Consider the following 13,106-nt stretch of genomic DNA (forward strand, 5'->3'; position numbering starts at 1 on the left):
AAGCCGGCCTGATCCGGGGCTCGGAACGCCCTCTGTCGACGATTCGTCAACAAGTTCCCGGAACCCGCGTAATGCCGCGGCCCGAACCCCCTCTCTCCTGTGACATGCACAGCTGCAGCACAGGAAGAGGGAGGTCCCGCCATGACTGGCTCGGGCTCGGGAGCGAAGTCGGCGGTCGAATGGCTGGTGTCGGTGGCGCCGGATCCGGAGGCCTGCCGCTGGGAGTGGGAGCGCAACCCCCTGGGGGTCGCGCTCCTTCCCGCGGGCAGGCTCTGGGACGTACTCATCCTCCCCGGTGAACTCGGCTATCCGACGCTCGACGTACTGACCCGCTGCATCGACCGTCCGGGCCCGGTGCTCGCCGACTTCGGCGACTCCCGCATGGGGTTCTTCGTGCCGGCGGGCACGGTCGCCCGCTGGCTCGGCACGGGCGTACGCGGCGCGGGCCACGGCACCTGGATCGTGGTCCCCTACCCGGGGCGCGCCACGGGCGGTGTCCGCTGGCTCGTGCCGCCCGACGGCTCGGGCACGCTGACGGATCCGGCACTGCTCGAACTCGCGATGCACGAGGCCGCGGCCCAACTGGCGCCGCGGGACGGGGAGCAGGCGGGGGAGTAGCCGGGGGAGCCACGGAAACGGACCGCCGCCCGGCGAAGGCTTGACGGGGCCTTGACAACCGCATTGGTCTGGACCAAATTGAGCGGCCCACCCTCCCATCCCCCCATGCCCGGAGGCAGTTGTGGACCGTTCATCGCCGCGCCCCCTCGCGCGTCCCTTTGCGCGCCGCGTCAGACGTCTCACCGTGGCAGCGGCCACGGCCTGCGCGCTCGCGGCGTCCGGCCTGCTGGTCTCGGAAGCGGCGGCCGATCCCGACCCGGCGCCGCAGGCCGCACGACCGGCGGCAGCCGCCGCCGACCACGCCCTGGTCGGCTATCTGCACACGAGCTTCGCCAACGGCTCCGGCTACACGCGGCTCGCGGACGTCCCCGACAGCTGGGACATCATCGACCTCGCCTTCGGCGAACCGACATCCGCCACGTCCGGCGACATCCGCTTCAGTCTCTGTCCGCGGACCGAGTGCCCCGGCGTCGAGTCCAAGGACGAGTTCAAGGCCGCGGTCAAGGCCAAGCAGGCGGCGGGCAAGAAGGTCCTGATCTCCATCGGCGGCCAGAACGGCCAGGTCCAGCTGACCACCACGCAGGCCCGCGACACCTTCGTCTCCTCGGTCTCCGCGATCATCGACGAGTACGGACTCGACGGCCTGGACATCGACTTCGAGGGCCACTCCCTCTCACTGAACGCCGACGACACGGACTTCAAGAACCCGAAGACGCCGTCGATCGTGAACCTCATCGCGGCGGTCAAGACCCTCAAGTCCAAGTACGGCAGCGGCTTCACGCTCACGATGGCGCCCGAGACCTTCTTCGTGCAGCTCGGCTACCAGTTCTACGGGACCGGCAAATGGGGCGGCCAGGATCCCCGCGCCGGCGCCTACCTCCCGGTCATCCACGCCCTGCGCGACGACCTCACGCTGCTGCACGTCCAGGACTACAACTCGGGCCCGATCATGGGCCTGGACAACCAGTACCACTCGATGGGCGGCGCGGACTTCCACATCGCGATGACCGACATGCTGCTCACGGGCTTCCCGGTGGCGGGCGACACGAACAACGTCTTCCCCGCGCTGCCCCCGGAGAAGGTGGCCATCGGCATGCCCGCGTCGACGAACGCGGGCAACGGCCACGTCCCCACGACCGAGGTCAACAAGTCCCTCGACTGCCTGACGAAGGGCACCAACTGCGGCTCGTACCAGACGCACGGCACCTGGCCCGGCCTGCGCGGCCTGATGACCTGGTCGATCAACTGGGACCGCCACAACAACGGGGAGTTCTCGAAGAACTTCGACGGCTACTTCGGCTGAGCCGCGTCCGAGTCCGTGTCCGCGTCGGTGGCGCGGCGGCCGTACCGCGCCACCACGAGCACCATCACCTGCAGCACCATCCCGAACAGGCACCAGCTGGCAACGACATCCAGCGGCCAGTGATAGCCCCTGCGCACGAGACCGAGCCCGACCCCGAAGTTCAACAGGCCGCAGGCGATGACCAGTTCGCGTCGCGCGTACGGGCCGTGCAGGTACGGCAGCAGGAGCAGCGCCGCCCCTCCATAGGCGACCATCGCGGTGGCGGTGTGGCCCGAGGGGTAGTAGCCGGTGCCGTCCATGCCGGGCGGTCCCGTGCGGCCGATGAGCTCCTTGAGCGGGATCACGAGGACCGGGACCAGGGCCATGGCCACGGCGGCGACCGCCGGGCCCAGCCACCAGCGGAACGCACCGGCGCGGTGGCCACGCCAGGCCGCGTAGGCGATGGCGGCGGCGAGGACCGGGGCGGCGACGGCGACCCCACCCAGATCGGCGAGGAATTCGGCGGCGCCGTCCGGGAGGCGGCTGCCGGTGATCCAGGGGCCGAGCCGCTCGTCCGCGTCGCGGAGGGGGCCGTCGGCGATCACTTGCCAGGTGATGAGCGCGAAGAACAGCGCGCAGAGGCAGAAGAGGAAAGTGGTCGGCCGCCCCGGAACAGGGGGGGTAGTTCCGAGGCGGCCGTCCTGACCGGTGTGCCGCACGCCCCGGGGGGTTTGGGGCGGGCGGCCGTCCGATCGGTGAGGAGTTCCGGAGCCAGAAGCTCCGGGTGTGTGCGCGAGGGCACGACCAAGACGGGGCTGGGGAGGCTCCGTCCGGGTGTCGCCCACAGTTCCCTGTGGGCGGGGTGTTTCTCTCATCTGCAGAAACCGTACGTCAGGTGGTGGCAGGCCGACAGGCGGAACGGCAACCCGTCATGGGGCTCGCACACGTTCTTCACATGCCCTGACGGTCACCCCAGGTCACGGGTCTGACACCGCGCGCTGTACACACACGTCAGGCCATGTGCGGATACATGCGGAGCCGGGATCTTCCCCCTTTGGGGTGATCCCGGCTCCGCTGAGCACTACCGGTCGTATGCGATCAGACGCGCGCGAACGCGGCCTCGATGATGTCCAGGCCCTCGTTCAGGAGGTCCTCGCCGATGACCAGCGGCGGCAGGAAGCGCAGGACGTTGCCGTACGTGCCGCAGGTGAGGACGAGCAGGCCCTCGGCGTGGCAGGCCTTGGCGAGCGCGGCCGTCGCCTCCGCGTTCGGCTCCTTCGTGGCGCGGTCCTTGACCAGCTCGATGGCGATCATCGCGCCACGGCCGCGGATGTCGCCGACGATGTCGTACTTCTCCGCGATGGCGCTCAGGCGGGCCTTCATCGTCGCCTCGATGGCCTTGGCCTTGCCGTTGAGGTCGAGCTCCTTCATGGTCTCGATGGCGCCGAGCGCACCGGCGCAGGCCACCGGGTTGCCGCCGTAGGTGCCGCCGAGGCCGCCGGAGTGCGGGGCGTCCATGATCTCGGCGCGGCCCGTGACGGCGGCGAGCGGCAGGCCGCCCGCGATGCCCTTGGCGGTCGTGATCAGGTCGGGGACGATGCCCTCGTCCTCGCACGCGAACCACTGGCCGGTGCGGCAGAAGCCGGACTGGATCTCGTCCGCGACGAAGACGATGCCGTTGTCGTTGGCGAACTGCACGATCGCCGGGAGGAAGCCCTTCGCGGGCTCGATGAAGCCGCCCTCGCCGAGCACCGGCTCGATGATGATCGCGGCGACGTTCTCCGCGCCGACCTGCTTGCTGATCTGGTCGATGGCCTGCTTGGCGGCCTCGGGTCCGGCGTTCTCCTCGCCCGTCGGCCAGCGGTAGCCGTAGGCCACCGGCACGCGGTACACCTCGGGGGCGAACGGTCCGAAGCCGTTCTTGTACGGCATGTTCTTGCTGGTCAGCGCCATCGTGAGGTTCGTACGGCCGTGGTAGCCGTGGTCGAAGACGACGACGGCCTGGCGCTTGGTGTGCGCACGGGCGATCTTGACGGCGTTCTCGACGGCCTCGGCGCCGGAGTTGAAGAGCGCGGTCTTCTTCGCGTGGTCGCCCGGCGTCAGCTCGGCGAGCTGCTCGGCGACGGCGACGTAGCCCTCGTACGGCGTGACCATGAAACAGGTGTGGGTGAAGTCGGCGAGCTGCGCGGTCGCGCGGCGTACGACGGCCTCGGCGCTGGCACCGACCGACGTCACGGCGATGCCGGAGCCGAAGTCGATGAAGCGGTTGCCGTCGACGTCCTCGATGATGCCGCCACCCGCGCGCGCCGCGAAGACAGGCAGCACGGAACCCACGCCACCGGCGACCGTGGCGGTACGGCGGGCCTGCAGCTCCTGAGACTTCGGCCCGGGGATGGCGGTGACGACGCGGCGCTCCTGCGGAAGTGCGGTCATGGGGTGCTCCTGGGGGTGGGGCGAGGCGGACGCTCGAATGCTTGCTTTCTTCGCAGGTTAGGGGCGGAGGGTGGGGGCGGGCATGCTCCACGGGGGAGTTGTTCGGTGTGGCGGTTGTCCGTGGTGGACATAGCGGCGGGTGGGGCGGGCTGCGGCTTTCGTCCCTATCGGTGATCCGCGCGGGGCTGGGTGTTGCCGCAGGTCCCGGGCGCGTATGCGGTGAACTACCCCTGTGGGGGCACTAGATTGACGGCTGAACCGACAGACCGGCAGGTCAGGGGGCAAGGGCCATGGACTCCGAAGGCACGCACGACGCTCGCGGCACACACGCCACACCGGTGCCGCGCCCGGCGGGGCCTGCCGGGCCCGCGGCGCCGCCGATGCCTCGCCAGGCGCCCGGCGCCGGGAGTGCCTCATCCGTGGCCGAATGGCTCGCCGCGCCGCGCCCCGAGGCGGCCCCGGGCATCTGGCGCTACGCCTACCGGCCCCCCGCCCCCGAGGCCGAGACCGAGGGCGCCGACCGGCGTCTGATCGTGGGCATGGTGATCTCCACCGTGCTCGGCCTGCTGTTCTGGTCCCTGTGGCGGCAGGGCAGCATCCCCTACCAGTGGGCCCCGCTGAAGCTGTTCACACCGGGCGAGTGGTGGTGGGCGGGCAGCGCCCAGCCCAAGATGCGACAGGCCGAGGACGCCCGGGTCGTCTACGACGGGCTTGTCTTCGGCGCTGTGGTGTACACCGTCGGGCGCCTCGGTGCCTGGCCCGACGCGATCCGGCACTTCGTGACGCGGCGCCCGCAGCCGTCCCGTGCCGTGCTCGCCTCCGTCGGCGCGGTCGGCGCCCTGGTCTACGTCTGGCCGAGCGCCCTGGGGCTCGACACACGGCCGCTGCCCGTGGCCGACCCCGTCTTCTCCCTGGTCGCGCTTGTCGCGGGTGGCTACGAAGTCTTCGAGTCACGCGTGCTCACCGACGCCCTGTACGTCCTGATCACCGTCGCGGTGCTCTGGCCCTTCGCCCGGATCGGCGGCTGGTGGGAGGCGGTCCGCGACCGCAAGGCCGCGCCTGCCCGGCCGCGGGTCACCCCGCCGCGCCCCGCCGGCGCCCCCGCGCGCGCCCACTGGCCGGAACTGCGAGCGGCCGGACAGAACAAGGCCGCCGACCTGCTCTCCGCCGAGCTGGTCAGCGGACGCATGAACGACGTCGACTGCGCCCGCGTGGACCACGCCTGGCGGACGGCCGCCCCCGACCCCGGCGCGCTCGCCGCCTTCGTGGACACGGTCGCCCGGCACGGCCGCGCCGCCTGGGCCCACCCCTCGGGCCAGCGCGACCTGCCCACGCGCACCGCCGTCCACGACCTGCTCGTCGGCCAGGTCAGGATCGGCCGGTTCGCGAAGGACGAGCGCAATCCCTACGCCGTACGCAACGCCGAGGCCGCGCTCGATCCCGCGGTGCTCGGCACCTCGCTGCTCGCGGTGGGCCCGTCCGGCGCGGGCAAGACCGGACGGCTCATGCGCCCGGTGGCCGAGTCGCTAGCCCTGGGCGCCCTCACCGGACAGTGCGCCGTCGTCGCCGTGGGTGCGGCGGGCACGGCGCTCGGCGCGGACGACGCGTACGACGTCGTGGTCAAGCCGGGCGATCCCACGTCCGTGCACGACATCGATCTGTACGCGGACTGCGCCGACGCTGACGAGGCCGCCGCCTTCCTCGCCGAAGGTCTGGTCGGCGACCTCGAAGCCGTCGACACGCGCCGCGCCGCCACCACCCTCGCCCAACTCCTCGGCCCCTACCGCCTCCTCCACGGGCGCTTCCCCTCCGTCCCCGCGCTGCGCGAACTCCTCGAAGGGGATCCCGCGGCCCTCGCCGACCTCCAGGCGGGCCTCGCCACGGGCGAGCACACCGCCATGCGCCGCGAACTCGACGCGCGCATCCGGCAGTCCGGCTCCCCCAACGACCCGGGCCCCGCCCTCGCCGACCGGCTCGGCCTGCTCGACAGGCCCGCCTTCGCCGACTTCTTCAACCCCGGCGGCGAGGGGCACCCCTTCTCGATGCGCGCCGTCGTCCACCACCCGCTGCGGGTCAGGGTGGACCTGCCGGAGCACGGGCACGAAGAGGCGTCGCGGCTGCTCGCCCGGCTGCTGCTCGCCCAGTTCACGTACGTCGTGCGCGGCCGTGCCCGGCGGCCGCACTTCGCCTGCCTGATCCTGGACGACGCAGCGCGCACCCTCACCACCGAGAGCGTGCGCGCCATCCAGCGGCTGCGCTCGCTCAACGCGGGCGTCGTGCTCGGTCTGCGCACCATCGGAGAGGTGCCGGAGCAGCTCCAGGGGCCGCTCTACGCGGCGGTCGGCTGCCGGATGGCCTTCTCCGGCGTGACGACCTGGGACGGGCGCCGCTTCACCGAGGCCTGGGGCACCGAGTGGATCGAGACCAAGGAAGTCGCCCAGCACACGGTCTTCGCCGATCAGCCGATGACGCGGGCGCTGCACTCGCTGCGCAAGCTCGTCACCGGCAAGGCGGTCACCACGGACGCCGTCACCGTGCGCAAGGTCGAGCGCGAACGCTGGTCCGCGTCCGACCTCGCCCACTCCCTGCCCCCAGGCCACGCCGTCCTCTCCCTGACAGACGTACGCGGCGAGCACGCGCCGCCCCTGTTGGTGGATCTTCGGGGTTAGCCGCCGGGGCGCAGGCAGGGATGTACGTACGGGGTATTCGGTCCCGTACGTACCGTACGGTGAGGCAGAATCGACACAGGTCGTTCATACGGACCGGCCAAAAGATCCACATCCGGTCCGGGATTCAATGGCCGACCGGCACGCGTGCCTCATCCGCCGCTGCCAGACCAGCTGCCCTGACCTGCTGACCAGACCTGAAGGTCCCATGCCGCCCACGCTCGCCTCCCTCGTCCATCACTCCGCGCTGAAGCTCACCGTGCGCGCGGGTGAGGAACATCTGGACGCGCCCGTGCGCTGGGCGCACGCCAGTGAGCTCACCGACCCCGTGCCCTACATGGAGGGCGGCGAGCTCCTCATGATCACCGCGCTCAAGCTGGACGCGGAGGACCCGGAAGCGATGCGCCGCTATGTGAAGCGGCTCGCTGCGGCGGGAGTCGTCGGGCTCGGGTTCGCGGTCGGCGTGCACTACAAGGACATCCCGGACGCGCTGGTCGCCGCAGCCGCGGACGAGGGGCTTCCGCTCCTCGAGGTGCCGCGGCGCACCCCCTTCCTGGCCATCAGCAAGGCCGTCTCCGCCGCCATCGCCGCCGACCAGTACCGCGCCGTCACCGCGGGCTTCGCCGCCCAGCGCGAGCTGACCAAGCAGGCGCTGAGCGACGGCCCCGAGGGACTCCTCGCCGCGCTCGCCGGTCAGGTCGACGGCTGGGCCGCGCTGTACGACGCGTCCGGCGCCGTCGTCGCCACGGCCCCGGAGTGGGCCACCCGCAGGGCCGCCAGGCTCACCTCCGACGTCGAGCGGCTGCGGGATCGCGCGGCACCGGCGAGCGCGGTCGTCGCGGGCGCCGAGGACCGGGTGGAGCTGCACTCGATCGGTACCGGACGGCGGCCCCGCGCCGCGCTCGCCGTCGGCACGGCATCCACCCTCGGCACCGCCGAGCGGTACGCACTGCACTCGGCCATAGCGCTGCTCACCCTCACCACCGAGCGCAACCGCTCCCTCCAGGCAGCCGAGGCCCGGGTCGGCTCCGCGGTCCTTCGGATGCTGCTCGCCGGGGAGCCGGACCACGCCCGCACGGTGGCGGGGGAGTTGTACGGAAGCCTGCTGGACGCGCCGTTCCGCCTGGTCGTCGCCGAGGTCCCCGCATCCGCCCCGGAGGACGGCGACCCCTTCGCCGGGCTCACGGACGCCGTCGAGTCGGCCGCCGCCCGCGCCGGCGAGGCACTCCTCGTCGTCCCCTACGGCGAGCGGCTCGTGCTGCTCGTCGTGGACGGCGGCGCGGGCGCCGCGGCCTGCGTGGCGTACGCGCAGACGCTGGAGGCCGGGCGTCCCGAGACACCGGAGGGCGGTGCGGGCGACGGCGCGGCCCTCCTCCTCGGGCTCTCCGCCCCCGCGGGACCCATCGCGGCGGCCACCGCGTACAAACAGGCCGACCAGGCCCTGTCCATCGCCCGGCGCCGGGGCCGCGCGATGGTCGAGCACGAGGACCTCGCGGCGGGCTCCGTCCTGCCGCTGCTCGCCGACGACGCGGTGCGGGCGTTCGCCGACGGTCTGCTGCGCGCCCTGTTCGAGCACGACGCCACCGGCCGCGGCGACCTCATCGCATCGCTGCGCGCCTGGCTCTCGCGCCACGGCCAGTGGGACGCGGCAGCCGCGGACCTGGGCGTCCACCGCCACACCCTGCGCTATCGCATGCGCAGGGTCGAGGAGATCCTGGGCCGCTCCCTGGACGACCCGGACGTCCGCATGGAGCTGTGGCTGTCGCTGAAGGCGACATCGAGCGGTACGGAGTAGCTGCGGGGGATTGGTCCGGGTCCGGTCCCCTGCCAAAGAGGCGCGGGCCCGCAGGGCACTACTCCGAGTCGGACAAACGCCCTGCACCCTTACCGCCCCTACGGTGGGGAACGTACCCCCCAAGACACACCTTCGCGGAAGGGCCGGGAATCGACATGACTTCCATCCACGCCTTCTGGCTCGCCGGTCGCCAGACCACCGGTGAGACCACTCTCGACGTCACCTCGCCCTGGGACGGGCGGGTCGTCGGCAAGGCGGCCGTCCCGACCGACGCCCAGGTCGAGGAGGCCGTCGCCGCCGCGTACGCGGTGCGCGACGAGTTCGCCGCGACCCCGGCGCACGTGCGGGCCGCCGCCCTCGACCACGTGAGCCGCAGGCTCGTCGAGCGGACGGAAGAGATCGCCCAGCTCATCTCCGCCGAGAACGGCAAGCCGATCAAGTGGGCCCGCGGCGAGGTCGGCCGTGCCGTCTCCGTCTTCCGCTTCGCCTCCGAGGAAGCCCGCCGGTTCAACGGCGGCGAGGCCCAGCGCCTCGACACCGACGCCGGCGGCCAGGGGCGCCTCGCCTTCACGCGCCGCTTCTCCAAGGGCGTCGTCCTTGGCATCGCGCCGTTCAACTTCCCGCTGAACCTCTGCGCCCACAAGATCGCCCCGGCCATCGCGTCCGGCACGCCGATCATCCTCAAGCCGGCGCCCGCGACCCCGCTCTCCGGTCTCCTCATCGGCGAGCTGCTCGCCGAGACCGAGCTGCCCGCCGGGTCCTGGTCGGTCCTCCCGGTCGCGAACGAGAAGATGCCCGCCCTCGTGCAGGACGAGCGCCTTCCCGTCATCTCCTTCACCGGATCCGAGAAGGTCGGCTACGCGATCCTGGACTCGGTGCCGCGCAAGCACTGCACCCTGGAGCTCGGCGGGAACGGCGCCGCCGTGGTCCTGTCCGACTTCTCCTCCGACGAGGACCTCGACTGGGCGGCCTCGCGCATCGCGACGTTCTCCAACTACCAGGGCGGCCAGTCCTGCATCTCGGTGCAGCGCGTCATCGCCGACGCCTCCGTGTACGACCGGCTGGTGCCGCGCGTGCTCAAGGCCATCGAGGGCCAGGTCACCGGTGACCCGTCCGACCCGAAGACCGACGTCGGCCCGCTGGTCAACGAGGACGCCGCCAAGCGCGTGGAGTCCTGGGTCGACGAGGCCGTCCAGGCCGGCGCCCAGCTGCTCGCGGGCGGCAAGCGGGACGGCGCCTCGTACGCGCCGACCGTGCTCGCCGACGTACCGGCCGACGTCACCATCGCCTGCGAGGAGGTCTTCGGACCTGTCCTCACGATCAAGAAGGTGGACGGCGAGGCGGAGGCGTTCGCCGCCGTCAACGACTCCAAGTACGGCCTCCAGGCGGGCGTCTTCACGCACGACCTGCAGACCGCCTTCCGCGCGCACCGCGACCTGGAGGTCGGCGGCGTCGTCATCGGCGACGCCCCCTCCTACCGCGCCGACCAGATGCCGTACGGCGGCGTCAAGCAGTCCGGCGTGGGCCGCGAGGGCGTCCGCTTCGCGATGGACGACTACACGTACGAGCGGGTCATGGTCCTGACGGGCCTCGCCCTCTAGGGCAGCCCTGCAAGGCAGTTCACGAACCGGACGGCCGGAGCCCACTGTGCGGGGGCTCCGGCCGTTCTCGCGTGCCGGGCACGCACGCCGCACCGCTTCCGGGCGTCGCCCCGCCCTGCCATGGAGCCTGGCCCCGGAGGAGGCCGAGAAGGGCCTGCCGGCCGAGGCGAGGGGATGCAGTCTCTACGGCGCGGCCACCATCGAGGGAGAGACGATCTACTTCTCCTTCCTCGGCCGCGAGATGTGGGCGGTCCAGCGCAAGCGCCGCAAGCAGGCCCGCAAAGGCGACGCCTGGCGGTGGAAGTCGACCGTGTCCCTGCCCGACCCGCCCGCGGCCCCGCCCCTGCCCGGCGGCCGCTATCTCTTCCCGCCCATGGCGCCCTCCGCGGACGCCGCGGTCATCGCCGTGGACCGCGACACGTTCAGGACGGCGTGGACGTACACGATGCCGGACGAGCCCGAGGGCGCGCCCCGCTTCTCCACGCGGAAGAACCGCCTGTACGTCACCCGGGGGCGCACCCTGACGGTCCTTCCGCTGGACGGCTCGGGGCCCGGCGACACGTGACTCCGGTGGGGCCGAACGCTGCGCGAGGACTGGTGGGCTCCGGACGAATCGGGTACATACGATCCATACGATCGAGTAGCACCAGTCAGTAACCGACCGGGTCAAGATCGGCTCAATCGGAACCGACCGACCCCACTCCGCGGCGAGGTGAGCTCCTCAATGTCCGCACCAACCCCACCCCCTTCCGGGCCGTCCGTCACCGAACGCGAGGCCAGGCAGGTCGCCGAGGCCGCCCGCGAACAGGACTGGCGCAAGCCGAGCTTCGCCAAGGAACTCTTCCTCGGCCGCTTCCGGCTCGACCTGATCCACCCGCACCCCATGCCCCCCGACGAGGACGCGAGGCGCGGCGAGGAGTTCCTCGCCAAGCTCCGCGACTTCTGCGAGACGAAGATCGACTCGGCCCGCATCGAGCGCGAGGCGCAGATCCCCGACGAGGTCATCAACGGCCTCAAGGAGCTCGGCGCCCTCGGCATGAAGATCGACACGAAGTACGGCGGGCTCGGCCTCACACAGGTCTACTACAACAAGGCGCTCGCCCTCGTCGGCTCCGCGAACCCGGCGATCGGCGCGCTGCTCTCCGCCCACCAGTCGATCGGCGTACCGCAGCCGCTCAAGCAGTTCGGCACCCAGGAGCAGAAGGACGAGTTCCTGCCGCGCTGCGCCCGCACGGACATCAGCGCGTTCCTCCTGACCGAGCCGGACGTCGGCTCCGACCCGGCGCGCCTGGCCACCATGGCGGTGCCGGACGGCGACTCGTACGTCCTGGACGGCGTGAAGCTGTGGACCACGAACGGCGTCGTCGCGGACCTCCTGGTCGTCATGGCGCGCGTACCGAAGTCCGACGGCCACAAGGGCGGCATCACGGCGTTCGTGGTCGAGGCGGCGGCGGAGGGCATCACCGTCGAGAACCGCAACGCCTTCATGGGCCTGCGCGGCCTGGAGAACGGCGTGACCCGCTTCCACCAGGTCCGCGTCCCCGCCGCGCACCGCATCGGCCCGGAGGGCGCGGGCCTGAAGATCGCCCTGACGACCCTCAACACGGGCCGCCTCTCGCTGCCCGCGATGTGCGTCGGCGCGGGCAAGTGGTGCCTGAAAATCGCCCGTGAGTGGGCGGGCGCGCGGGAGCAGTGGGGCAAGCCGGTCGCGTTCCACGAGGCGGTCGGCGCGAAGATCTCGTTCATCGCGGCGACGACCTTCGCCCTGGAGGCCGTACTGGACCTCTCCTCGCAGATGGCCGACGAGGACCGCAACGACATCCGCATCGAGGCGGCGCTCGCCAAGCTGTACGGCTCCGAGATGGGCTGTCTGATGGCGGACGAGCTGGTGCAGATCCGTGGCGGCCGGGGCTTCGAGACGGCCGAGTCCCTCGCGGCCCGCGGCGAACGCGCGGTCCCGGCGGAACAGGTCCTGCGCGACCTGCGCATCAACCGCATCTTCGAGGGCTCGACGGAGATCATGCACCTCCTGATCGCCCGCGAGGCGGTGGACGCGCACCTGAAGGTGGCGGGCGACCTGATCGACCCGGACAAGTCCCTCTCCGACAAGGCGAAGGCGGGCGCGAAGGCAGGCGGCTTCTACGCCCGCTGGCTGCCGAAGCTGGTCACGGGCCCGGGGCAGCTCCCGAACTCGTACGCCGAGTTCCACCCCAGCGGCCACGCGGACCTCTCCCCGCACCTGCGCTACGTGGAGCGAAACGCCCGCAAGCTGGCCCGCTCGACGTTCTACGCGATGTCGCGCTGGCAGGGAAAGATGGAGACCAAGCAGGGCTTCCTGGGCCGCGTGGTCGACATCGGCGCCGAACTCTTCGCGATGAGCGCGGCGTGCGTGCGCGCGGAGCTCCTGCGGACGACCGAGGACCACGGCCGCGAGGCCTACCAACTGGCCGACACGTTCTGCCGCCAGTCCCGCATCCGTGTCGACGAGCTCTTCGACCGCCTGTGGACCAACACGGACGACATCGACCGCAAGGTGGTCAAGGGCGTCCTGTCCGGCACGTACACCTGGCTGGAGGAGGGCGTCGTCGACCCCAGCGGCGAAGGCCCCTGGATCGCGGACGCCACACCGGGCGCGAGCACACGGGAGAACGTCCACCGGCCGATCCGCTGACGCGCTTTCCGGGGCGTTCCCCCTGCGGGGACGCCCCGGA

The 13,106-nt window shown here is 71.8% G+C and carries 8 protein-coding genes and 1 pseudogene; 7 read left to right on the plus strand and 2 right to left on the minus strand.

Annotated elements, in window-relative coordinates:
- Positions 1–141: 141 nt before the first annotated feature.
- Complete coding sequence (locus AC07AG_RS39535) at positions 142–618, plus strand: hypothetical protein (protein WP_249587428.1); 477 nt, start codon at positions 142–144, stop codon at positions 616–618.
- A gap of 298 nt (positions 619–916) precedes the next feature.
- Positions 917–1,921 (plus strand): annotated as a pseudogene (locus AC07AG_RS39540) (chitinase); the annotation flags it as partial.
- On the opposite strand, the gene AC07AG_RS39545 reads toward AC07AG_RS39540, so the two are convergent.
- Together AC07AG_RS39545 and gabT are read right to left on the minus strand one after the other, a co-directional pair.
- Positions 1,909–2,619 carry a phosphatase PAP2 family protein gene (locus tag AC07AG_RS39545; protein WP_478761642.1) on the minus strand — a complete coding sequence of 237 codons (711 nt, stop codon included), beginning with the start codon at positions 2,617–2,619 and terminating at the stop codon, positions 1,909–1,911. The pseudogene AC07AG_RS39540 and the gene AC07AG_RS39545 overlap by 13 nt on opposite strands.
- Before the next feature lie 379 nt (positions 2,620–2,998).
- Complete coding sequence (gabT, locus tag AC07AG_RS39550; RefSeq protein ID WP_478761644.1) at positions 2,999–4,333, minus strand: 4-aminobutyrate--2-oxoglutarate transaminase; 1,335 nt, start codon at positions 4,331–4,333, stop codon at positions 2,999–3,001.
- A 290-nt stretch (positions 4,334–4,623) separates the two neighbouring features.
- On the opposite strand from gabT, the gene AC07AG_RS39555 reads away from it, so the two are divergent.
- From AC07AG_RS39555 to AC07AG_RS39575, 5 genes are all read left to right on the plus strand, one after another.
- The gene (locus AC07AG_RS39555) at positions 4,624–7,002 is read left to right on the plus strand and encodes an ATP/GTP-binding protein (RefSeq protein ID WP_478761646.1); all 2,379 of its coding nucleotides are present in this window, start codon (positions 4,624–4,626) and stop codon (positions 7,000–7,002) included.
- A 205-nt stretch (positions 7,003–7,207) separates the two neighbouring features.
- Positions 7,208–8,794 (plus strand): PucR family transcriptional regulator, encoded by a 1,587-nt coding sequence (locus tag AC07AG_RS39560; RefSeq protein ID WP_478761648.1) that lies wholly within the window; start codon positions 7,208–7,210, stop codon positions 8,792–8,794.
- A gap of 155 nt (positions 8,795–8,949) precedes the next feature.
- Entirely contained in the window at positions 8,950–10,395 is a 1,446-nt protein-coding gene (locus AC07AG_RS39565; RefSeq protein ID WP_478761650.1) for an aldehyde dehydrogenase family protein, read from the plus strand.
- A gap of 46 nt (positions 10,396–10,441) precedes the next feature.
- Entirely contained in the window at positions 10,442–10,960 is a 519-nt protein-coding gene (locus AC07AG_RS39570) for a hypothetical protein (RefSeq protein WP_478761652.1), read from the plus strand.
- A gap of 159 nt (positions 10,961–11,119) precedes the next feature.
- Positions 11,120–13,066 carry an acyl-CoA dehydrogenase family protein gene (locus AC07AG_RS39575; protein WP_478761653.1) on the plus strand — a complete coding sequence of 649 codons (1,947 nt, stop codon included), beginning with the start codon at positions 11,120–11,122 and terminating at the stop codon, positions 13,064–13,066.
- Positions 13,067–13,106 lie beyond the last annotated feature (40 nt).

It is taken from the genome of Streptomyces sp. NPDC044044 (assembly GCF_056434405.1).